Source organism: Cobetia sp. LC6, assembly GCF_030264805.1.
In the GTDB taxonomy this organism is placed as follows: Bacteria; Pseudomonadota; Gammaproteobacteria; order Pseudomonadales; family Halomonadaceae; genus Cobetia.
The window spans coordinates 165215-187911 of record NZ_JASSPL010000005.1 but is presented as its reverse complement, the minus strand read 5'-3'; the positions used below and the strand labels follow the sequence as shown (position 1 = coordinate 187911).

The 22697-nt window shown below is 61.6% G+C and carries 22 protein-coding genes; 9 read left to right on the top strand and 13 right to left on the bottom strand.

What is annotated here, in order from left to right; all coding sequences use genetic code 11:
- The first annotated feature begins 145 nt into the window (after nucleotides 1–145).
- Together QQF40_RS08425 and QQF40_RS08420 are read left to right on the top strand one after the other, a co-directional pair.
- Complete coding sequence (locus QQF40_RS08425; RefSeq protein WP_285461056.1) at nucleotides 146–1621, top strand: Na+/H+ antiporter NhaC family protein; 1476 nt, start codon at nucleotides 146–148, stop codon at nucleotides 1619–1621.
- Nucleotides 1622–1713: 92 nt separating this feature from the next.
- Nucleotides 1714–2454, top strand: a complete 741-nt coding sequence (locus QQF40_RS08420) for an aspartate/glutamate racemase family protein (RefSeq protein ID WP_285461055.1) — start codon at nucleotides 1714–1716, stop codon at nucleotides 2452–2454.
- An 81-nt stretch (nucleotides 2455–2535) separates the two neighbouring features.
- Here QQF40_RS08420 and QQF40_RS08415 read toward each other — a convergent pair whose 3' ends face one another.
- Complete coding sequence (locus QQF40_RS08415) at nucleotides 2536–2994, bottom strand: MerR family transcriptional regulator (protein WP_285461054.1); 459 nt, start codon at nucleotides 2992–2994, stop codon at nucleotides 2536–2538.
- Nucleotides 2995–3115: 121 nt separating this feature from the next.
- Between QQF40_RS08415 and QQF40_RS08410 the strand changes: the two genes are divergently transcribed.
- Entirely contained in the window at nucleotides 3116–3880 is a 765-nt protein-coding gene (locus QQF40_RS08410) for a cation efflux transmembrane domain-containing protein (RefSeq protein WP_285461053.1), read from the top strand.
- Between the two features lie 90 nt (nucleotides 3881–3970).
- Here QQF40_RS08410 and maiA read toward each other — a convergent pair whose 3' ends face one another.
- The 3 genes from maiA to hmgA all read right to left on the bottom strand — a co-directional run bounded on the left by maiA (nucleotide 3971) and on the right by hmgA (nucleotide 7200).
- Nucleotides 3971–4621 carry a maleylacetoacetate isomerase gene (gene maiA / locus QQF40_RS08405; RefSeq protein WP_285461107.1) on the bottom strand — a complete coding sequence of 217 codons (651 nt, stop codon included), beginning with the start codon at nucleotides 4619–4621 and terminating at the stop codon, nucleotides 3971–3973.
- A gap of 145 nt (nucleotides 4622–4766) precedes the next feature.
- The gene (locus QQF40_RS08400) at nucleotides 4767–5786 is read right to left on the bottom strand and encodes a fumarylacetoacetate hydrolase family protein (protein WP_285461052.1); all 1020 of its coding nucleotides are present in this window, start codon (nucleotides 5784–5786) and stop codon (nucleotides 4767–4769) included.
- A 97-nt stretch (nucleotides 5787–5883) separates the two neighbouring features.
- Entirely contained in the window at nucleotides 5884–7200 is a 1317-nt protein-coding gene (gene hmgA / locus QQF40_RS08395; protein WP_285461051.1) for a homogentisate 1,2-dioxygenase, read from the bottom strand.
- Nucleotides 7201–7448: 248 nt separating this feature from the next.
- On the opposite strand from hmgA, the gene QQF40_RS08390 reads away from it, so the two are divergent.
- The 5 genes from QQF40_RS08390 (at nucleotide 7449) to QQF40_RS08370 (ending at nucleotide 11780) form a co-directional block, all read left to right on the top strand.
- Nucleotides 7449–7967, top strand: a complete 519-nt coding sequence (locus tag QQF40_RS08390) for a MarR family winged helix-turn-helix transcriptional regulator (protein ID WP_285461050.1) — start codon at nucleotides 7449–7451, stop codon at nucleotides 7965–7967.
- A gap of 114 nt (nucleotides 7968–8081) precedes the next feature.
- The gene (locus QQF40_RS08385; RefSeq protein ID WP_084589600.1) at nucleotides 8082–8249 is read left to right on the top strand and encodes a DUF2256 domain-containing protein; all 168 of its coding nucleotides are present in this window, start codon (nucleotides 8082–8084) and stop codon (nucleotides 8247–8249) included.
- Nucleotides 8236–9756, top strand: coding sequence for a DASH family cryptochrome (locus tag QQF40_RS08380; RefSeq protein WP_285461049.1), 1521 nt, complete (start codon nucleotides 8236–8238; stop codon nucleotides 9754–9756). Before QQF40_RS08385 ends, QQF40_RS08380 begins: the two co-directional genes overlap by 14 nt.
- 183 nt (nucleotides 9757–9939) lie before the next feature.
- Complete coding sequence (locus QQF40_RS08375; RefSeq protein ID WP_285461048.1) at nucleotides 9940–11211, top strand: ATP-binding protein; 1272 nt, start codon at nucleotides 9940–9942, stop codon at nucleotides 11209–11211.
- Nucleotides 11212–11243: 32 nt separating this feature from the next.
- Entirely contained in the window at nucleotides 11244–11780 is a 537-nt protein-coding gene (locus tag QQF40_RS08370; RefSeq protein ID WP_043336058.1) for a response regulator transcription factor, read from the top strand.
- Nucleotides 11781–11933: 153 nt separating this feature from the next.
- Here QQF40_RS08370 and QQF40_RS08365 read toward each other — a convergent pair whose 3' ends face one another.
- The 6 genes from QQF40_RS08365 to QQF40_RS08340 form a co-directional block, all read right to left on the bottom strand.
- A complete protein-coding gene (locus QQF40_RS08365; RefSeq protein WP_285461047.1) occupies nucleotides 11934–12707 on the bottom strand; it encodes a 3-hydroxybutyrate dehydrogenase in 774 nt (257 codons plus the stop codon).
- Between the two features lie 222 nt (nucleotides 12708–12929).
- Nucleotides 12930–14348 (bottom strand): ATP-binding protein, encoded by a 1419-nt coding sequence (locus QQF40_RS08360; RefSeq protein ID WP_285461046.1) that lies wholly within the window; start codon nucleotides 14346–14348, stop codon nucleotides 12930–12932.
- Nucleotides 14345–15007, bottom strand: a complete 663-nt coding sequence (locus QQF40_RS08355; protein ID WP_285461045.1) for a response regulator — start codon at nucleotides 15005–15007, stop codon at nucleotides 14345–14347. Before QQF40_RS08355 ends, QQF40_RS08360 begins: the two co-directional genes overlap by 4 nt.
- A gap of 137 nt (nucleotides 15008–15144) precedes the next feature.
- Nucleotides 15145–16020: a hypothetical protein gene (locus tag QQF40_RS08350; RefSeq protein ID WP_285461044.1), complete on the bottom strand. Its 876-nt coding sequence runs from the start codon at nucleotides 16018–16020 to the stop codon at nucleotides 15145–15147.
- Between the two features lie 324 nt (nucleotides 16021–16344).
- Nucleotides 16345–17073 (bottom strand): LrgB family protein, encoded by a 729-nt coding sequence (locus QQF40_RS08345; protein WP_043336043.1) that lies wholly within the window; start codon nucleotides 17071–17073, stop codon nucleotides 16345–16347.
- Nucleotides 17070–17591, bottom strand: a complete 522-nt coding sequence (locus tag QQF40_RS08340) for a CidA/LrgA family protein (protein WP_153635940.1) — start codon at nucleotides 17589–17591, stop codon at nucleotides 17070–17072. Before QQF40_RS08340 ends, QQF40_RS08345 begins: the two co-directional genes overlap by 4 nt.
- Nucleotides 17592–17804: 213 nt before the next feature.
- On the opposite strand from QQF40_RS08340, the gene QQF40_RS08335 reads away from it, so the two are divergent.
- On the top strand, nucleotides 17805–21071 hold the full coding sequence (locus QQF40_RS08335; protein ID WP_285461043.1) for a bifunctional diguanylate cyclase/phosphodiesterase: 3267 nt from the start codon (nucleotides 17805–17807) through the stop codon (nucleotides 21069–21071).
- Between the two features lie 91 nt (nucleotides 21072–21162).
- Here the strand turns inward: QQF40_RS08335 and QQF40_RS08330 are convergent, their stop codons facing one another.
- From QQF40_RS08330 to QQF40_RS08320, 3 genes are all read right to left on the bottom strand, one after another.
- Nucleotides 21163–21690, bottom strand: coding sequence for a hypothetical protein (locus QQF40_RS08330; RefSeq protein WP_285461042.1), 528 nt, complete (start codon nucleotides 21688–21690; stop codon nucleotides 21163–21165).
- Nucleotides 21690–21911: a hypothetical protein gene (locus tag QQF40_RS08325; protein ID WP_285461041.1), complete on the bottom strand. Its 222-nt coding sequence runs from the start codon at nucleotides 21909–21911 to the stop codon at nucleotides 21690–21692. Before QQF40_RS08325 ends, QQF40_RS08330 begins: the two co-directional genes overlap by 1 nt.
- A gap of 76 nt (nucleotides 21912–21987) precedes the next feature.
- A complete protein-coding gene (locus tag QQF40_RS08320) occupies nucleotides 21988–22428 on the bottom strand; it encodes a low molecular weight protein-tyrosine-phosphatase (protein ID WP_285461040.1) in 441 nt (146 codons plus the stop codon).
- Nucleotides 22429–22697 lie beyond the last annotated feature (269 nt).

The following is a 22697-nucleotide window of genomic DNA, read 5'->3' as shown; positions in this document are numbered from 1 at the left end:
GTGCGTCAGGCTCAGTCTGTATCGGATAGTGCGCCTGAGTGCGCCACCTTGAGTCAGGTCGTCAAATTCCGCGCCTCACGAGTGAGTGATGCAATGCAGAAGTCCCTCACACGCAGATAGTAATAACCATAAAAGAGGCTATCGCATGACTCTTGCATCCAAACTCACGTTCCACGGCGGGCCCTGGGTCTCGTTCCTGCCCATCCTGTGCTTCATCACCACGGCCATTTATGTGGCCACCAGTCTGGAGGAGCCGACCATCCAGGGTATGTGGGTCGGTATTCTCGCCGGCCTGCTGGCCACCTTCCTGTTTGCCCGTGACAAGTCCGTCTACAGCGACACCATCATGAAGGGCATGGCCAGCAAGGTGGCCATCGCCCCGGTGGCAGCCTGGATCTTTGCCGGCATCTTCGCCACGGTGCTGCGCTCCTCAGGGCTGGTGGACGGCATCCTGTGGGCGGCTTATCACACCGGCGCCACCGGCACGGCCTTCCTTGTCGTGACCTTCCTCGCCTGCGCCCTGTTCGCCACCGCGGCAGGCACCGGCTTCGGCACCATCGCCGCGGGCATGGGCGTGCTCTATCCCGCGGGCGTCATGCTGGGAGCCGACCCGCTGCTGCTGGCAGGGGCCATCGTGGGCGGCGGTGCCTTCGGCGACAACCTGGCACCCATCTCCGACACCACTATCTCCTCGGCAGCGAGTCAGGGCGCTGACATCGGTGGCGTGGTTCGCTCCCGACTCCCCTTCACGCTGGTGGCCGGCAGCATCACGCTCGTGGTGATGGTGCTGATCAGTCTGACGCAGCAAACGACGCCACTGGTCGTCGCGCATGAACAGCTGGCCGAGCACATGGACCCCAAGGGCCTGGTGATGTTGCTGCCCGCCCTGGCCGCCATCTACGTGGCTATGAAGAAAGGCGATGTGATCTTCGCCACCACCGTGGGAATTCTGTCCGGCATGCTGGTGGCGATGCTCACCGGCCTCAACACCCTGAGCGGTTTCGTGTCGGTCGAGAATGGTGCGCTTATCAATGGCGTGGCCGGTTGGATGGCAGACCTGTCGATTCTGGTGATCCTGCTGTCGGCGGGCATTCGTCTGATGCTCGATGGCGGTGGCAGTGAGAAGCTCATCAATGCGCTCAAGGGCGTCGTGCGCACACCGCGTGGCGCGGAAGCCTCCTCCGCCGGGCTCTCGCTGCTGATGTCCTCGCTGATGAGCATCAATGCCCCGGCGATCCTCGCGGTCGGCCTGTCCTACGCCAAACCGGTCGGTGAACGCTTCGACCTGAGCCCTTACCGTCGCGCCAACATTATCGACAGCATGTCCTGCATCCTGGTCTATTCGCTCCCCTGGTCAGCCGCACTGCTCTTCGCCTCCGGGCTGTCCGTGAAAGCCGCCGAGACCTTCCCCGGCGTGCCAGCCCTGATGCCGCTCGATCTGACGCCTTGGGTGCTCTACGCCTGGGTCCTGCTGGCCGTGATGAGCGTCTCCATCGCCACCGGCTGGGGCCGTCGTTTCAGCCCGGAAGGCCAAGCGAGCGCGCAGGACGAAGCTACCGGCGACACGCCCGCTGTGCGCTCCCCGCTGTCAGCGTCATCCTCAAACTCAGTCTCAAGTTAGGCCCCAGGCTCAGCCAACTGATCTGCCCCTGACTGAGCTGCCCTTGACTGAACCTTCACCGCCTGCCCCGCAACAAGACGACGGACATCGCCATGCAAGATACTGAGCTGCGACAACGCAACGTGATCGGCATCCTTACCGGCTCCGGCCCGGATGCCGGACTGGATCTCTGGAACAAGCTGCTGATCGCCAACAAGGCCCGCGTCGGGCCTGGCTATCGGGGAGATCTGGATGCGCCACATGTCCACCTGATCTCCCAACCGGCGCTCGGGCTGTCCATGGAGCTCGAATCCCATGAACAACAGGTATGGGAGGCGCTGTCCGACAGCGCCCGCAAGCTCGCCGAGCATGTCGACTACTACGCCATCGCCTGCAATACGCTGAACTACTATCAGCCACAGCTGGAGGCTCTGGCGCTGAATGCCCGGCTGGTGTCGTTCAACGATGTCGTCATCGACAGGGTGAGGCGCGACGGACTAGAAAAGGTGGCGCTGCTGGGCGCGAAATCCGTGACGGACATGGGTGACTGGTCACCCTATCGGGCACTGGCGGAGGTAGTGGAGGTCGAGGTGCCCGGCGACCCACACCTGCTGCATCAGATCATCTATGACGTGAAGGCACGTGGCGGCGATGACCCGAGCGTGGTCCAGCGCTTTCATGCGCTGCTGGAGAGCCTGTCGTCAGGCACCGTGCTGCTGGCCTGTACGGAGCTGCCACTGATTCCCGTCAGCACCGTCAGCTCATCAGGCAACGACACAGCCCCCGCCAAGACCCTGATCGATGTCACGGAACTGGTCGCGGAGGAACTCGCCCGCAAGTCCTGCGGCGCCTGATCCCCCTTGCCCCAGCCTGGCCCCGCCTGACCTCCAACCCGTGACCCAGCCCTGGCGATAGATGAACTGTCTGCCAGGGCCTTACTCCTCGACCTCGGACAGTGTCTCGACGATATGACACTGTGCCATCACCCCGCCGGCACAGCAGTGCGTCAGGCGCTGCAACTCTTCCTCCATGACGGCGAGATCGCGCTGACGCTTGCGCACCTCGGCCAGTTGCGCCTCGATGCGCACGTCTATCTGATGGCACGGCAACGCCTGCTGATCCGCCAGCCCCAGCAAGGCGCGGATATCATCCAGCGAAAACCCCAGCCGCCGACAACGGCGGATGAAGGTCAGTCGCCTGAGCTGTGCATTGCCATATTCGCGATAACCGTTGGCCGCACGCCGCTGCGGGGCCAACAGCCCCTGCTTCTCGTAGTAGCGGATCGTCACCGCCTGGACATCAGACGCCCTGGCCAGTTGGCCGATGCCCATCGTCACCTCGCCGTGCGATGAGGTGGACGATTCCTTCTTCCGTGCGAAATCTCTGGTGGTCATCGATGACTTCTCCTCTCGCCATGTGTTGCATGTCGATGCATCAACCGTTTCATCAGCCGACTTGACCTTATAGTGACTATAACCTCCATGCTGTCATCAACACGACAGGAGGCCAAGACCCATGAAAAGCTGTTGCGAAAGCAAATCCGGCGAGCTGGCAGAGCTCAGAGCCTCACAGGGCAAGGTGTTGAAGATACTGCTGGCGCTGAATGCCAGCATGTTCATCGTCGAATTCACCGCGGCCTGGTCGCTCGGCTCCACCGCGCTGCTGGGGGATTCACTCGACATGTTCGGCGATGCCAGCGTCTACGCCCTGACCCTCTACGTGTTGCACCGCAGCGTACGTGAACGTGCATTGAGCGCACTGGTGAAAGGTATCGTGATGCTGGCACTGGGCCTGATCGTCCTTGGCGAAGCGGGCTATCAGGCCCTCCACGGCGTCGCCCCTGCCGCACACGGCATGGGCGCCTTCGCTCTGCTGGCGCTGGCCGTCAATCTGGTCTGCTTCGGCCTGCTGTGGCGCTTCAAGTCGGATGATCTGAACATGCGCTCCACCTGGCTATGCTCACGCAATGACATCATCGCCAATGCCTCGGTCTTCGGCGCTGCGATACTGGTGGGTTGGACGGGCTCCCGTTGGCCGGACGTGCTGCTGGGGGCGGCGATTGCCGCACTCTTCCTGCAGTCCGCCTGGCAGGTGATTCGTGATGCCCGTGCCGAACTGCGCGAGGCCAGGCAGGCCGGGAACAGTCAGACACCTGACGATCAGGCGCCTGACGACCAGGACGCTTCCAGCACCAGCAGCTGTTGCACCCCGCCGACAGCTGCGGTAGTGCTTGAGCAATCTCACGCCAGCAGTTGCTGCTCCAGCAAGCGCTGTGGATGAAGCACGACGTCGCTGACCCATGACTGCCAGCAACACGAAAGCGCCCCGTCGGTAACGACGGGGCGCTTTCGTGTCTGGATAACACCAGACTCAAGGGGCCGGACAATCTGGCTGACGCTCGGGGTGAGCCTGCCGAAAGGCTTCCAGCGACTGACAGGCCGCCTCGATGGCCAGAACCCTCGGGTAGTCCTTGAGTTCACACTCGAAGCGGCGCGCATTGTAGAGCTGAGGCATCAGGCAGGCATCCGCCATGCCCGGGCTATCGCCATGGCAGAAACGCCCTGCACTCTCCGCCAGCATCACTTCCAGACGCGCGAAGCCCTCGGCGACCCAGTGTCGGTACCACTCAAGGCGCTGCTCCTGGGTGACCTCAAGCCGATCGGTCAGATAATTGAGCACGCGCGGATTGTTGAGCGGGTGCATCTCACAGGCCATGAACTGGCACAGTGAGCGCACCTTCGCACGCGCTTCCGGCGCTGAGGGCAACAGCGCCGGGGTGGGCCAGCGCTCCTCCAGATATTCCATGATCGCGAGTGACTGGGTCAGGGCCACAGATGTTGGGGTATCTCCCACCATCAGGGTCGGCACCAGTCCCTGGGGATTGATGGCCAGATAGTCCTCGCTGCGCTGTTCGCCCTTGAGCAGATTGACCGGCACCTGAGCGACCTCAACCCCCTTGAGCGCCAGCGCGATTCTTACCCGATAGCTGGTAGATGAACGGTAATAACCATACAGGCTCATTGAACTCATGCTGCACTCCCCTGTGACACGGTTGGATGCCGGCCGCCCCTTCGCACCACCTCGCACTCAGTTGGCTTGAGGCTTACCGGCACACGACGTCTTCCCGAGACGTGTCTCTGAGAAGCTCTGCCTCTCGACGCCGCCCTCAGGCGTCCAACTGCGTCACCTGCTGATCAATGGCGCCGAAGATGCTCTGGCCATCGCGATCGAACATCTCGATGCGGATGCGATCACCGAAACGCATGAAGGGCGTGCGAATCTCATCGAACAGGATCTTCTCGACCATGCGCACTTCGGCCAGACAGCTGTAGCCCACACCCCCTTCGCTGATCGGTTTGCCGGGGCCGCCATCCTTGCCGGGATTGGACACGGTGCCTGAGCCAATGATCGCACCGGCGCCCAGGGGGCGAGTCTTCGCGGCATGCGCCACCAGCTGCGGGAAGCTGAAGATCATGTCTGGCCCGGACTCTGGCTCACCGAACTTCTCACCATTGAGATGCACGCTCAGCGGCAGATGTACGCGCCCCTGCTGCCAGGCATCCCCCAGCTCATCCGGCGTCACGGCGATGGGCGAGAAGCTTGACGACGGCTTGGCCTGGAAGAAGCCGAAGCCCTTGGCCAGCTCGCCAGGGATCAGCCCACGCAGACTGACGTCATTGACCAGCATCAACAGGCGAATGTGGTCCTCGGCCTGCTCCGGACTGACGTGCATCGGCACATCATCGGTGATGACGGCGATCTCGCCTTCGAAATCGATGCCATGCTCCTCACTGACGCATACGATATCGGCGCTGGGGGCCAGGAAGCTGTCGCTGCCGCCCTGATACATCAGCGGGTCATGCCAGAAGGTCTCGGGCATCTCGGCGCCACGCGCCTGACGCACCAGCTGCACATGGTTCAGATACGCCGAGCCGTCTGCCCACTGATAACTGCGCGGCAGCGGGGAATGCAGCGCCTGACTTTCCAGCGCAAAGGCGTCCGTCAGCGTGCCATCATTGAGCGCCGCGTAGCGTTGCTCGAGTCTGGGCGCCAGCGACGTCCAGTCTTCCAGCAGCGCCTGCAGGGTCGCGGCGACATCCGCGACCTTGACGGCGCGGGTCAGGTCACGGGAGACCAGCAGCAGCGTTCCATCGCGGGAACCATCCTGGTAGGTAGCGAATTTCATGGGTGCCTCCTTGAAGAGCAACGTGAGCAATAATGCAGGAATTGCCTGGGGTCGGATGACGATGAACAGTCAAAGGTCATCGCTGATGCAGGGTGAATTAAGGAGTGGTGTGAGGCGTGAAGTGAGACGCGAGCCCCTGCCAGACCGAGCCGTAGTCGCGCTGACGAGCGCTCGACGACAGGGCCTGTGGGGTAGGCTGGAACAGATAGCGACTCTCGAACATGAAGGCGAGCGTATTGCCCTGATAGCGGGGGGCAAGTTCCGCCTGACTGGCGGCCTCGAAGGTGGCAGCGTCGGGGCCATGCGGGGTCATGGCGTTGTGAAGACTCGCGCCGCCCGGACGGAAACCTTCGCGCTTGGCGTCATATTCGCCATGGATCAGCCCCATCAACTCGCTCATCAGGTTGCGATGGAAATACGGCGGCCGGAAGGTGTTCTCGGCGACCATCCAGCGTGGCGGGAAGATCACGAAGTCGAGATTGGCGACCCCGGCAGTGTCAGACGGTGATGTCAGCACGGTAAAGATCGAGGGGTCAGGGTGATCGAAGCTGACCGTATTGATGGTATTGAAGGTCGCCAGATCATATTTGTAGGGCGCGTAGTTGCCGTGCCAGGCCACGACATCCAGCGGTGAATGATCCAGGCTCGCGCGCCAGAAACGCCCGCCGAACTTGGCCACCAGCGTGAAGTCACCGGCTTCGTCCTCGAAACGTGCCGATGGCGCGAGGAAATCACGCGGATTGGCCAGCCCATTGCTGCCGATAGGCCCCAGAGAGGGCAACTCGAGAGGCGCGCCATAGTTCTCGGCCACATAACCTCGACAACCCTGCGCGTGTCCCGCCAGCGGATTGAGCTGGAACTTGATACCACGCGGGATCACCACGATCTCGCCGCTGGCGACTTCCAGCAGGCCCAGCTCGCTGCGCACCTCGATGGCACCCTGTTGCGGCACGATCAGCAATTCGCCGTCGGCATTGTAGAAAAAGCGCTGCTGCATGCCGCGAGAGAAGGCATAGAGGTGCGTGGCACAGCCCTGCTGCGCCTGGGCATCCCCATTGACCGCCAGCGTGATCAGGCCGTCCAGAAAGTCCCCTGTCGAGAATGCAATGGGGTCCCAGCGCATCGGGTTGGGATCCGACATTCTCTCGGCCAGCGGTGCGGTGGCGACCTGCGGCATCTCCATGGGCTGATAGGCGCCCTGCACCACCGAGGGCCGAATGCGGTAAAGCCAGCTGCGCAGGTTGTGACTACGCGGCGCGGTGAAGGCCGAGCCGCTCAACTGCTCCGCGTACAGGCCATAGGGGCAACGCTGGGGAGAGTTCTGGCCCTGCGGTAAGGCGCCAGGCAACGCCTCGCTGGAGACATGATTTCGAAAACCGGCGTGATAATGACACTCAGCATTGCGCTCGCGCATGACGATTCATCTCCTTGTGGGCTCGCGGCTCCTGATGACCTGGGGCATCCACGGCACGACATGCCGCCACCGCCCTTAAATAGTTACATATGAAACCATATAGACAGACTCATACCTTGGCAATCGCTCAAGTGCTCGACTTTTGTCTTGCTAGCTGTCGGAAGTGGTAACATCGGTAACCTGATCCGACCGCCATGCACTGTCGTGACAACGCTGGTCAGCCCTCTCACTGAGACAGGTAACTCTCGATGCAACGCACTGATGACACTCCCGAAGCACGCGATGCCCTTGATGGGGAAGCCTCACAGGACACGCCCCGCTGCGAGCTGGATCTTGACCAGTTCCTGCCCTATCGCCTCAACCGACTGGCCGAGCGCACCAGTGAGGCGATGTTCGCCCGCTATGGCGAACGCTTCGCCATCAATGTCGCCGAGTGGCGTCTGCTGGCCTGGTTGAGCCGTGGCGTACCGATGACCGCACGGGAAATCAGTCTGCGCACCCACATGGACAAGGTACGCGTCTCGCGCGCCGTCAAATCACTGGAGAACCGTGAACTTATCCTTCGTCGTCCGAGCGAGCAGGACCAGCGTGCGCAGCTGCTGGTTCTCACCGCCGAGGGTGAGGCCATGCTCGCCGAGCTGATTCCCGAAGCTCGGCGTTTCGAGGATGAGCTGCTCGGTGCGGTCAATGCACGCCAATACCGTGATCTGCTACTCACCATGCAGACCCTGGAGCGACAACTGGATCAACTGCCGGGCAGCGATTGAGCCAGGCATGCAAGACGCTCATCCACAGAACGACAGGGGATTTCCTGGCCGCCATTTCGCGCGACGTACAATTATGGTATAGGCTGTGTACTGTTTTTAAGGAGCCTTGCCAGCATGCATCGCAAACCGCACCTGCCCAGCAAGCTGTGTCAGACCTGCCAGCGCCCCTTCACATGGCGCAAGAAGTGGCAGGATTGTTGGGATGACGTACGCCATTGCAGTCAGCGCTGTCGACGTAACGCACGCCAGCTGGCACGGGAGGCGCGCGATGACGTCCACTGACCCCTGGCTGGTATGGTTGAACGAGGATCTGCGCCTCGATGACAACCCGGTATGGCAAGCCGCACTCGAGGAGCGAGCCTCGCACCTGCTGGTCGTGCATGTTCTGGCGGAGACGACCTTTCAGCCCTTCGGCAGCGTCAGCCCCGAGGAGCCACGCCTGCAGCCGCTCAGCACGGGACGGCAACATGCCCTGCTCGGGAGTCTGGAATCGCTGCGCACACGACTTCAGGCGCTGGGCAGTGACCTGCTGATCCTCCACGGCGACGCAGCACGACTGATTCCGCAGCTGGCAAGGCAATATGGCTGCCGGGGCGTCATCACGCGCCGCGCCACGGGCGTGCTGGAACAACGCCAGCAACGCGCGGTGGCAAGCCAGTGTCGCTTGCGGCAATTGAACAGTGGTTTGTTGCTGGACGAAGACGAGCTGCCGGAACCACTCGCCGCACTCCCCGAAAGCTTCAGTGCCTTCCGGCGCAAGCTGGAGAAGGCCCGCCCGAGCCTCCCCGACATACCCGCCCCGCTACAAGCGCCATCCCAGTTCCCTGGTTGGCCAGAGGCCGCCCCTCGTGGCTTTCAGGGCACGGCCAGGCAACTGCTCGAGGCACGCCACTGGCAGGCCGACTCCCGCGGCGAATACACCTTTGCCCCCGGAGAGCCCGCCGGCCTGCAGCGCCTGCAGGATTACCTGAGCCCAGCCTTCGCCGGCCAGTACAAGACCACCCGCAATCGCCTCAGCGGGGCGGATTTCTCGACCCGCTTCTCCGTGTGGCTGGCATTGGGCTGTCTGTCGCCGCGACGAATACTGGACGCACTGCACCGCTTTCAAACCACGCTGCCCGAGCACTGCGAGCATCCGCAGGCAGCTTTCAAGGACAGCGACTGGGTCCGCGTCGAGCTGTTATGGCGCGAATACTTCCACTGGGATGCACGGCGTCTGGGCAGACAGACCTTCACGAGCGACTCCCAAAGCTACGATGCGGCTCAGCCGCGCAGCCATGAGCTGGCGTCGGAAGCGCTTGAACGCTGGCAGACCGGAAGGACCGGGGTGCCATGGGTCGATGCCGGCATGCGCGAACTAGCGGCTACCGGATGGCTGAGCAACCGCATGCGCCAGAACGTGGCGAGCTTTCTGGTCAAGGACCTTGGCGTGGACTGGCGCCAGGGGGCGGCCTGGTTCGAACATCAGCTACTGGATTACGACATTGCTTCCAACTGGGGTAACTGGCGCTATCTGGCGGGTATCGGACGTGATCCGCGTGGAGATCGGCACTTCAACATGATGAAGCAGGCACGCCAACATGACCCTCTCGGTCATTACGTCAGCCGCTGGATACCGGAGCTTGCGACACTGCCCTCCGGCATGCAGCGCCATGCACCCTGGCTCGCCTGGTCAAGCAGCGCTGAACGCAACGGATCAGCGGGTCACTACCCCCGCCGGCCTCTCACGCATGTCGAGGGTTGGGAGGCCCATCTGGCCGACATCACTCCGACACGCGTGACGCCCTAGCTGAGTGGCTCCTTCGAGCGAGGCTGACAACCTTTGAACCACGAAGAGAAAGCCACAAAGCGGGTACAACGCAGAGGAAGCAACGAAGGGATATTCCATAGCGCCTTGGCGCTAACTGGCCGTCAGGGCTGCACTTTATGAGCCTTATTCACTATCATGGCCGCATTCCTCGCAGGAGTCGTCATGAATCAGCCGCTACCGCCACCACTGTCCACGCCGCACCGCAATCTCATTCGTTTGACCATCGCGCGCGGCATCACCTGGACCGGCTTTCTCATCTTGATCATCTTCGGGATCGAGATTATCGGCTTTCAGCTAAATGTGCTGCCCGTGATCTCGATCATTATCGCGATGGGGCTGGTCAATGTCGCGACCTGGTGGCGCCTCGGGCAATCACATCCTGTCACCGATACCGAGAACCTGATTCACCTACTGGTGGATATCGCCGGTCTGACGATGTTGTTCTTCCATACCGGTGGCTCCACCAACCCCTTCGTGCCCTATTACCTGGTGCCGGTGACCATGGCGGCCGCAACGCTCCCGTGGCGTTATGCCTGGGTGATTGCCGCGGTCGGCATGGGTTGTTACAGCTTCCTCATGGTGTTCTATGAGCCGGTGCCGCAGCTGGCGACCTATGAACTGGGCGGACGTATCAGCCTGCATGTCATCGGCATGTGGCTGAACTTCGGCCTGTCGGCGTCGCTGGTGACCTACTTCATCTACAAGATGGCCCATGCCCTGCGAACCCGAGATCAGGCGCTGTCCACCACTCGTGAGGCCGCCCTGCGCAGCGAGCAGGTATTGGCGGTGGCCAGCCAGGCCGCTGGCACCGCGCATGAGCTGGGCACCCCGCTCTCCACCATGGCGGTACTGTTGAGCGAGATGCGCGAGGATGCCAAGGACAGGGATGACCCTCAGCTGGAGGATGATCTTACCCTGCTGCGCAGTCAGGTCGACACCTGCAAGCAACGTCTGCAGGCGATGGTGGCCGCAGCCGACCGCCGCCGCATGGAGCAGCCTCAACCCATCAATGCTGCCCAGTGGCTGGAGGAAATCGTTCAGCGCTGGCTGGTGGTGCGCCCGGATGTGCAGCATAGCGTCGAGGTGACGCCCGGCGCTGAACAAGCATTCATGCTGGTGGATACCACGCTCGAGCAGGCGCTGATGAACCTGCTCAACAATGCCGCCGACGCCTGCCCGGATGATATCGAGATCACCCTGGAGCAACGCGATCAGGAAGTGCTGATCGACATCCGCGATCATGGCGATGGTGTGCCCATGGCGGTGGCGGATCAGCTCGGTGAGACCTTCATCTCCACCAAATCCAAGGGCATGGGTATCGGCCTGTTCCTCACGCATGCCACCATCAATCGGTTCGGTGGCGGCGTGAGTCTGTATAACCACGAAGATGGCGGCACCTTGACGGAAGTGCGCCTCCCCCTTCATCTGACATGATGGCGGCAAAGACCGCCCAAGCGAGAACCCTGATGAGCGATGCAACCCGACTGCTGATCATCGACGATGATGAATTCTTCTGCCAGGTCACGGCGCGCGCCATGACGCGTCGCGGCTATGAAGTGGAAGTGGCCCGTGATGAAGCCCAGGCACTCAGCGTGGCACGCAGCCACCGCCCGGAGCTGATCACGCTGGATCTGAAGCTGGAGCAGAGCTCCGGCCTCAAGCTGCTGCCCGAGCTGATCGCCCTGCTGCCTGACACGCGTATCGTGGTGCTGACCGGGTATTCCAGCATCGCCACCGCGGTGGAAGCCATCAAGCTCGGCGCGGTCAACTACCTGTGCAAGCCCGCCGATGCCGATGAGATTCTCAACGCCTTCAACCGCGAAGGCGGCGACCCTGCCGCCGAGATCTCCGACAATCCGCCGTCGGTCAACCGCCTGACTTGGGAGCACATCCAGAAGGTGCTCAACGAGCACGACGGCAACATCTCCTCCACCGCCCGCGCCCTGGGCATGCACCGCCGTACCCTGCAACGCAAGCTGCAGAAGCGTCCGGTCAAGCGCTGAGATAGCGCCGCTGCCCTGGCCTGCGCCCCCAGGCGACACTTTGCTGCCGGCCAAGCAAAAGCCCTCACCATCCTCGCTCGCAAGCGCGAATCGATGGTGAGGGCTTCGTGTCTCTGTGCTGCCTGGAATGAGCCGATACTCAAGGGTACGCCGTTACTGCGCCGTCCACCCCAGGTCCATGTTGAAGCTGGAGCCGGTCACTGAGCCTGCCTTGTCGGAGGCCAGCCACACCGCCATGTCCGCCACTTCGGAGGGATCGATCATGTGCTTGATCGCCGCGCCCTTGAGCATGATCTTCTCTATCACTTCATCTTCAGGCATGTCATTGAGCTTGGCCTGCTCGGCAATCTGCTTGTCGACCAGCGGCGTGCGCACGTAGGCCGGGCAGATGGCATTAGCGGTGATCCCACTTTCCCCACCCTCGAGCGCAGCGGTCTTGGTCAGCCCCATCAGGCCATGCTTGGCGCTGACGTAGGCCACCTTGCCCGGTGACGCGACGTGCGCATGGATGGATGCCATGTTGACGATGCGCCCATACCCATTCTTCTCCATGTGCGGCCAGGCTGCCTGGATCAGCGTGAACGGCGCACTCAGCATCAAGGCGATGATCTGATTCCACTTGGCTTCGGGGAAGTCCTTGATGCGCTCGACATGCTGTATGCCGGCATTGTTGACCAGGATATCGAGGCGTCCGAAACGGGATACGGCTTCTTCCACCGCCGCGCGACACTGCTCGGCATCCGTCAGGTCGGCCTTGAAGAAGGCAGCCCCGGCCTTGTCGGCAACCTCTGCCCCCTCATCACTGAAATCGACCGCCAGCACCTGATGCCCGGCATCGCACATCGCTTGCATGATGGCGGCGCCGATACCACTGGCGGTGCCGGTCACCAGTGCAACGCGGACAGGGGAAGATTGTTGTTCACTCATGCGAATCTCCTGACAGAGGGGAATGTCATGCTGCTCTGCAACATATAATGAAGATAGCGCTAATCTAGCCGTCTTTACCACCCGACCATCGCCGAGTTGCACTCCCCACTGGCATTATCGAGCGCCAGCAGTATCACAGCCGCATGATGCATTCGACGCAATCGTTGCATCCGCTGACGCAACCCGGCCGCCAGGCGCTATTCACGACGAGAAGTGGGCCGGCTATGACGGAAAGCGAACCTGCACCAGCAGCCCCGGGGCCTGCGGCGTTCCCAAGGGACTCTCCTTCAGCGCAAGCTCTGCGCCTAGACGTTCAGCGAGCTCGCGCACGATGGAAAGGCCAAGCCCCGAGCCTTGAGTCTTCTGGCCGGCCAGACGCACGAAGCGCTCAAAGACGCGCTCGCGTTCACGCAGCGGGATTCCGGGGCCCGTATCGGCCACTTCCAGACGCCATCCATCGTCGTCGCGGCGGATATCCAGACTCACCTCTCCGCCTTCTGGCGTATAGCGCAGCGCATTGTCGAGCAGATTGCGCAGCAGCACGTAGAGGCCGTTCTCGTGACTGACCAGCTGCGCGCCGGGTGCAACCTCGATATGCAGCTTGATGCCTCGCTGGCGTGCCATGGGGCCCAGGTCCCGCGCCAGCTCATTGGTCAGCTGGGCGAGATCGACGGAGCGACGCGGTGCCTCTGCCCCGCTTTCCAGTCGTGACAGGGTCAACAGCTGCTCCACTACCCGTGTCATGCGATTGACGCCATCCACGATCATGCGTGCCGAGCGCCGCGATGCCTCATCCCTGGCATCGGCCTCCAGATTCTGGGCATGCACCTTGATGCCCGCCAGGGGAGTCCGCAATTCATGGGCCGCATTGGCCGTGAAGCGCCGCTCCTTGTCAAGGGTGTCCGCCAGGCGCACCAGCAGCCCATTGAGGGCATCCACCATGCCGCGTATCTCGTCAGGTGCCTCGCTGGCATCCAGCGGCTCAAGGTACCCGGGTTGACGGGCCGTGATCTGATGACTGATGCGCAATACGGGACGAAAACCCCGCGAGACCGCCACACCGATCAGCAAGGCGATCACGAGCAACCCGATCACCAGCGCCAGCACGTTGTGCAACGCAATCTGGCCGGTCAGTTCATCGCGCACATCTTCACGCTGGGCCGCCGTGACCCAGATGCCACTCTCGGGGAAATACAGCGTGAAGGTGAACCAGTCATGGTGATTGTCATGCTGCATGCCATAGCCAGGCACCGGCAGGTAATCCAGCGCCACGGAGGGTGAAGAGAGGCCAAGCAACGGCTGGCCCAGCGCATCCCACATCTGGAAGATCAGTTTGTCTTCATAGACATGCCCCAGCGGGGATTTCTCGTGACCATCGGCAAAGCTCAAGGAGGGTGGACGCAGGCTGAACTGGCCCGATGTCATCTGCTGCAACTTTTCCTGACGCGCGGCCGGTGTCAACGACGCCACTTGAGACTGATAGAGCCGCCCCAGCATGCGTGCATTCTGGGCCAGCTCAGCGTCGAACAGCTCATCAATCTGCTCGCGGGAGTCGAAGTAACTCCAGGCAGCGGCCGTGCCCAGCACGATCACGACGCCACCAATCAGGTTGCGCCGCAGGAAACTGCGGATGGATTTCACGTGAGTTCCCCCAGCCGATAGCCCACGCCGCGCACGGTCTTGACCACCCCGGTGCCGAACTTGCGGCGCAGATGGTGCACATGTACCTCGATGACATTGCTCTCGACATCGCCATCCCAGCCATAGAGCTGCTCGACGAGCTGATCTCGGCTGAAGACACGGCTGGGGTGCAGCAGCAGGAACTCCAGCAGATCAAACTCGCGCCGTCCCAGCGCGACCTCACTACCGGAGAGCGTGACAGTGCGGCCAGCTTGATCAATGCGCAACGGCCCCAGCTGCAGGCAACCGCTGGCCTGCCCGGCATGGCGCCTGACCAACGCACGCAGACGCGCCACCAGCTCGGCAATGTCGAACGGCTTGACCAGATAGTCGTCCGCGCCGCCGTCCAGACCACGTACCCGGTCGCTGATCTCATCACGTGCCGTCAGGATCAATACCGGCAACGTCTGGCCCTGACTGCGCAAGTGACTCAAGACCTGCAGACCGTCGAGATCCGGCAGGCCAAGGTCCAGCACCAGCACATCAAAGGGCGAATGCTTGAGCGTGGCGGCAACGTTAGCGCCCTCCTTCAACCATTCAGTGCTCATGCCTTCGCGGCGCAGGGTATGGTTGACCCCCTCCCCCAACAACGGATCATCTTCGACGAGCAGAACTCGCATCTGGACTCCTTGAAATCGTTCTGATTCTGCCATGTCATATCAGGACATGAGACAAGACGTCCGCCACCGAAAGGTGACGGACGTTGGAAGCAAACCTCGGGATAGCACATCGCCGGTGTCGGTAGATCAGCCAGCCATCACACACCGCTGCGTGCACGACGCCCCGGGTGTCGAGCATGGCGCCACCTGGCCAGACGCGCCGTCAGCAGCATCCTCTGCTCACGCAGCCCGAGCGCGCCACGCTCCAGCATGCGGCGCGGCCCTCCGATGACACGCCGCAACGCCTCACCCGCCATCAACCAGCCATACGCGAGCGGGCGCCCGGCTCGCGCCAGACGCAGTCGGAAGATCAGCGCGCGCGCCTGACGCGCCACACTGACAGGATGATTGCCCTGATGACGCGCTAGGCGCATCAACAGAGGGTCCTCTTCACCGGTGATCAGCGCCGGAGTATGCAACCTGATACGTAAGTGTTTCGCTGTCGCCAGCGGAACGAAAAAGTCGCCGTCTGCCTGCACAATCAGCTCCAGCAGCGGGCGTCGGCTATCCGCCGAGCCATGAAGCTCAAGACACTCCAGAACCTTGGCGCGCACCTCGGCCGGCCACCCCCCATGCTCGAGCACATGCCAGGCGCGGCCACTCTCCAGGTGCCAGCGGCCATCGCCCGGCAGGCTCAGCAAGGTATCGGGGCGCTCCGAAGTCGGGATGTTGCGCAGCTGCGTGCATAGCGCTTCACCCCTCACATCTGCGTGCGTCAGTGAGAGGCGGCGATGTTGCTGGCCACTCGGGGTGGGCAATACCCTGCGCAGCAAGGCAAGGTCATCCCCCTCTCGCTCGACCAGAATCAATACAGCTCCTGCTGCCGCCAGCTGCCAACAGAGCTCTCGACAGCTGGAGGCCATCGGCGCCTCGACCAGTACACGATGCCCGGCAAGGCCAACGGGCTTGAGCTTTGCAGCGGTGTGGGCAAGACCAGTGCGTTCAAGAACTGTGCGTGCAAGAGAAGTGAACATGAGGGCTTTCCTTGGATCGAGGCATTACCAGACACAGAGGCGCGAGTGGATGCCACACCTTGTGGACCTGTGTAGGAGCATGATCGATCAGCTCACTGACAGCCATGTGGCAACGAGGTGACATCTCCACAAGACGTGCTGGCGATTACCATGGCCAACACGCAAGCGTTCAGCTGAACCATGGAGTGATCACAAGCATGAACGGCTGCGCTTAACGCAAACTTAAACCCTCACAAGACGATGCCACGATAGCGCTGGCCTTCCTGCTTCTTGCTCGCCGCTTGCTCGCTCGAGCTCGACTCTCCACGAATGTGCCCCTCATGCTCAGAAGCCGAACAGCCCAACGATAGGCGGCACGATGAAGGCGGTCAGCAGACCGGTCAGCCCCATCGACATGCCAGCGAAGGCGCCCGCGAGCGTGCTCACCGACGAGAAGCAGAAGGCGGTACCGATACCATGCGCCGACAAGCCCATGGTGAAGCCCTTGACGGTATCGTCTCGCGCCCCTGCCAGTCGCATGACAACGGGGCCTACCACACAGCCCAGGGTACCGGTCAGCAGCACCAGCCCTGCCGTCAGCGAGGGGATACCGCCCAGTTTTTCAGCAATCCCCATCGCGATCGGCGATGTGACGGATTTGGGTGCCAGGCTCAAGGCCACCTGGGTTTGTGCCCCCAGCGCCAGCGCCAGACCCAGGGTAGTGGTCACGGCAGTGACGATACCGACGCAACAGGCCGTCAGCAGTGGCCACAGCATTTGCTTGACCCGGTCGAGATGGTCAAACAACGGTACCGCCAGCGCGACGGTGGCCGGCCCGAGCAGGAAGTGGATGAACTGGGCCCCTTCAAAGTAGGTGGGATAGTCGGTGTCCGTCAGCCACAGAAACCCGATGATCAGCGCGATGGAGACCAGTACCGGGTGCGCCAGCGATGCGCCCCGTGCCAGACGATTGATCGCCGTCGCCAGCAGAAAGGCCACCAGCGTCAGTAGCAGATGCAGCAACGGAGAAGCGCTCAGGTACACCCACAGGGCGTCAAGTGGGGCCAGATTCATGAGGACACCTCATCGCCGTTGGGTGACTTGCCCCCTGGCCCGCTCGGCGTAGCAGAGCCTCGATCGATCAGACGCTGCAACAGCCAGGCCGTGACGAACTGGGTGACCGCGATCGACGCGACCAGCGTGATGGCGATGGCGGTGAGATCGCGTGCGATGAGCTCGAAATGGACCATCACGCCAACGCCCGCAGGCACGAATAGCAGCGACAGATGCGAGAGCAGGCCATTGCTGGCAAGCCTGAGACTGGCCGGCACGCGTTCCCGCAGCAGCGCACGGGCCAGCTGACGTTGACCGAAGTCTCGATCCGCACTCTCGTCAACGCGCAGCACTCCTTCCCCTTCTCTGTCCGGGGCAGGCAACAACCGTTTGCGCAGCCGCCCTCGCAACATCAACCCCAGCAGCAGGAAAAGCATTCCCAGTACTGGCCCTGGCACCGGCAACAACAACGCACGCCCCGTCACCTCGCCGAGAAACTGGCAAAGCAGAAGGATGCAGAACCCCTTAATCAACGCCATTTCCTTTCATACTCCTCTTGACCGTGTCAGCCCGTCAGGCTGCCATACTGACAATTATGTCACAGCCATCCTTGACGACCTCCCCTCTCTGCCCTGGCGTCCTTACTGCCCTCAATGTTCAAGACGCCAACAACGGTTTGGCAACGCTCTACTGTGGTAGTCTGCGATTTCGACCTCTCCATCACCGTTACAGACAGGGAAGGCTGCGACACGATGCCAGACTCTCTCGGGCTTGATACTTCCGTTATTCCCAATTGGATCAAGACATTGCGGCATGAAGAGGATCATCAGGCCCTGATGATTCTTGAGCTGGCTGCGGACCTGGCTGGCGCTCCTATGGGGATGATCAACCTGCGTGACGGCGAGCAGCTCAAGCGCTGGTTGAGTCTGGATGACAACGCGCATGAGTCCGTCCTTATTAGCAATGCGCTGTGTGGCGTGGCAGTACTACAAGCTAGTCCCCTCATCACGTGTGACGCCCGTCGACAACCCGAATTCGCCGGTTGCAGTTCGGTGCTTGCCGACGGCATTCGTTATTACATCGGCTTGCCCCTCAAGGCAGACAATGGCGAGATAATCGGCTGTATGAGCCTGGCGGACACTACACCGCGTCAACAGTTGCCCAGCCCAGACGTCCTCATCCGGCTGGACAAGCTCGCGACCCTGGCGACCGAGGCGCTGAAACGCCAAGTCAATCAAAGCTACCTCAATGCAGAGTTCGCAGACAGTCAATCGCGCGCCAGCTGGATATTGCGCAGCATTTCCGATGGCATCATCGAATGGAAAACAGGCAACGAGAGACTGACCATCTCTACCCGCCTGGAAAACCAGTTGGGGTATGAAGCCGGAACACTCGACACCGGACTCGAAGCATTGCATGAGAGAGTCGCACCCGACATGCGTGACGACTTCAAGGCCTTGGTCAACGCCAAGCGACTGAGCGGAACGCCTTTCAATTGCGAGTTGCTGATTCGCACTCAGCAGGGAGACCATCGCTGGTTTGAGCTACGCGCTCAATTCGAGGTCAGAAACGGCGAGCCCTACCGCTTCATTGGCTCATTACTGGATATCCATCAGCAGCATCTAGCCAAGGAGGCCCAGGCGGACAAGCTGCGCCGCTATGAACGTCAGCAGGCGGCTTTGATCGAGCTTGGCAACACCCGCCACGATGACAGCACGCAACTGGATGGCCTGCTGCCGTGGCTATGTGAGCAAATCGCCAAGGGCCTGCAGATACGCAAGGTCAGCTTCTGGTACATGGATGCCGACCACGACCGCCTTTCGCTCGCCCATGTCCATGATGCGTGGATCCCCCCGCCGCACGATGCGACGCATAGCACAGTCCCCACTCGCCTCACCCGAACCCAGAACCGGGTCTATTTCGAAGCCCTGGATGCCGGGCGTGCTATCGCGTTGTCCGATGTGACCAAGGCCAATCAGGAATTGCTGTTTGATGGCACCTTCCGCTGCAGCGTGAAGGCCATCATCGACAGCCCGATCCGTGTGGCAGGCCAGGTGGTGGCCGTCATCTGCTGTACGGAAAGCAATGCCCCGCGCGAATGGGCAGATGATGAGCGGGCGTTTCTTGCCTCCGTGGCGGATCACGTCTCACAGCTCATGACCGAATTCGAGCAACAAGCCTCTCAGAAGCGCCTGCGGGCCAACGAACGACGCTACCGCGCCACCTTCGAGCACTCTGCTGTCGGCATGGCGCACCTGAGCACCAGTGGCCAGCTGTTGCGCGTCAACCAACGACTCGAGAGCATCCTGGGCTACACCGCCGCCACCTTGTCCCAGAGTGTAATACGCGAACTGATCGAGCCGGAGGACCTGGAAAGCTTCCTGCAGCAACATCAGGCTCTGATCGAGCAGCGCAAGGACTTCTTTACCCAGCAATGCCGCTTCATCCACGCCTCCGGCAACTCGGTGCATGCCGAGATCAGTGTTTCTGCGGTTGAGGCGACGCCAGACCAGGAGGGCTATACGCTGCTGGCGCTGATCGACAATACGCTCAATCACACCATGTCGCAGCGCATGGCCCACGAGGCCAACCACGACAGCCTGACGGGATTGCTCAATCGCGGCGCCTTCAAACGTGAACTGACGACACTTTGTGATGATGCGCGTGCCACCCGCGCACTGCATTGTCTCGCCTACATCGATCTGGACCAATTCAAGGTCGTCAATGACACCTGCGGGCACTCGGCAGGCGATGCCCTATTGATCCAGCTGGTCGACGTCATTGCCGCCGGCTTGCGCAAACAGGATCGACTCGCACGCCTGGGAGGAGATGAATTCGGCTTGCTAATGCCCGACACGACGCTGGATGACGCCGAAGCGCTGCTTGAACAGATGCGCCAATCCGTCACCAACTTCCGATTCATGTGGGAAGATAAACTGTTCACCATCAGCACCAGCATTGGTCTCGTGAGCATCGACAGCAACCACAACGACCCGCACCAACTGCTGAGTGCCGCCGATGCTGCCTGCTATGAAGCCAAGGATGCCGGGCGCAACCGCATTCATCGGCACAGCGAATCCGGTGATGAGGTAGCACGGCGCATGCAGGAAATGCACTGGCTGACAGAAATCACCGCGGCCATAGAAGAACAACGCCTGGTGCTTTACCAACAGCCGATTGTCAGCACCCTCGCCACTCCACAAGCCGTCAACGCAGAGCCAGGCGAGGGCCCGCACTGCGAGCTTAACTGCGATCTACATTACGAAGTGCTGGTGCGCTTGAAAGGCCGGGATGGCACCATCATTGCGCCGGGCGCCTTCCTGCCTGCGGCGGAGCGTTATGGCCTGTCGGCCGCCATCGATGAACATGTCATTCGCCAATACCTGAGCTGGCTGGCAGCGCACCCTGCGCATGCCCAGCGACTGACCATGGTGTCACTCAATCTCTCCGGACACTCCATAAGCAGCCCAAGCTTTCGCGACCTGCTGGTCACGATGGTCCGCGACAGTGGCATCCCGGGTGACAAGCTGTGTTTCGAGATCACCGAATCCGTCGCCATCACGCGGCTGGGCGACGCCCGCGCCTTCTTCGAGGCACTCGGCGCACTCGGCTGTTCCTTCGCGCTGGATGACTTCGGGAGTGGAGTCTCGTCCTTTGGTTATCTGAAAAACCTGCCCGTCGACTTCCTGAAGATCGATGGCGCCTTCATTCGCGACATGGACACCAACCGCGTCTCCTACTCCATCGCCCGCGCCATTGCCGAAGTCGCACGTGAAATGGGCATGAAAACAGTGGCGGAATTCGTGGGGAGTGCACAAGTGCTCGACTCCGTCACCAGTATCGGTGCCGACTTTGTACAAGGCTACGCGCTGGGCATGCCGGAGCCACTCGAGACAAACGCCATACTACCCAATACCGATGATGCCCACGGCAAGGGGCATACTGAAGGCAAAGTCTCCAGCACAATCTCACGGGGCAATGACACTCGCGTGGTGGAGCCTTCTCCTAAAGTTTACTGAGACAAGGGCTTGCTGAATCAGAGGCTCGGGCTTGCTGAGTCAGGGCGGGGCGCCATAGAGCAGAGAAGCGGCATTTCCTCAAAACCACACACTACCCTATCTCCAGAACCGGACCAGAGAAGCCCAGCCTCTGAGCGGCGAACGCTACTCGGGGGCTGGGCTTATTTTCCCTTTCAGGGTGCAAGATGCAAGAAAGAGTAGCGGTGTCAGAAACCGGATTCGCGACGCCAGCCCCCACCACTTGACGCCAGGTTCGGCTCAACAGGCTGCGCGGCTCAGTATCGACATTGACCATGCCGCGCCGGCCAGGCATCGAGAGTGCCAGCGCCTGAGAGAAGTCCACTGGCTCAAGCGTGACCCGATAGAGGCTGCGCATCAGTTCCAGCTGCCCATCATCACCCTCGCGAACCTTCAAGTCCCCACCATAGGGCGCGGCCATTTCCGGCTGCTCAAGCACTGCGACTGCCTGAGCCTCGACGCTGACCACGCGCATTTCCAGCGGCTTGCCTACAGGCGCCAGCGGATAGAACCAGGCAGTAGCACCTTCATCGACGCGCAGTACCTCTTCCTCTTCCACCCAGGCCGTCAGGGCCACTTGCCGAGGATTGCGCAGCGTCATCACCCACTCCCCTCACCGACCCAGCCCCCTGCTTTCAAGGCAGGATTGAGCGAGTGCACCTTGCCGGCGAATGCCGCCTTGAGCTGGCCGGTCGCCTGCTCGGCTTGCAGCGCGCTGACCCGTTGGCGCTGCACCTCAAGATCGGCCTGCACCACCGGGCTATCCTGCAGCAGTCTGCGATCCAAACCACTGGCGGAGCGACGCCAGTCCAGCTGCTCCACGCGACGCTCGGCACTGGCAAGGCGCTCACCTCGGCGGGGCAAAAACCATGTAAAGTTTTTAATAGCAGAATATTGGTTACATCAGTTTCTTGACCCAGAGCGCAGCAGCCTCCACCAGCTTCTGGTGTGCGTGGCGGAATGCCTCCTCACTCTTGCGATAGGGATCGGGAATCTCTTCTCCCTGGCCGCCAGCCAGCCAGCGGCCGAACAGCATCGTCTTGCCACTGACCTGCGGTGCCATCTGGTTGATGGCACGGCGGTGGCCATCGCTCATGACCAGAATCAGATCCGCCGCCGTCAGCATCTCAACCGACACCTGGCGTGCACGATGCTCACCTACCTCAAGGCCCGACTCGACGGCGAAGCGTGCTGCCGTGGGCTCGACAGGGTGATCGACCAGAGCGCCCACGCCCGCCGAATGCACTGTCTTGCCAGGCAACGCCTGCTTCAGCAGTGCCTCACCGACCGGACTGCGACAGATATTGCCGGTACACACCACCAGAATATTGTTGAACACGCTGACTTCCTCTTCCTTGTGACGCTTGCACTCATGTTGATGGCCCGGCGCACGGCAAGCTTGGCCCCGCACGGACGTCAGACGCCCATTGTCGCATGCTGGCAGCCTGTTCGGCAGGTTCACATTTGACCGCTTCGCGATCGAGCGCTGATGACACCTCTGGCTTTTCAAGGGCCAGCAGCGTGCTCATATGGCAACACTGAGGTGACCCGACGCAATAGCCCCTGCCCCTTGAAGATCTCAGGCAATATCGCCAAGTCCTGATGTGT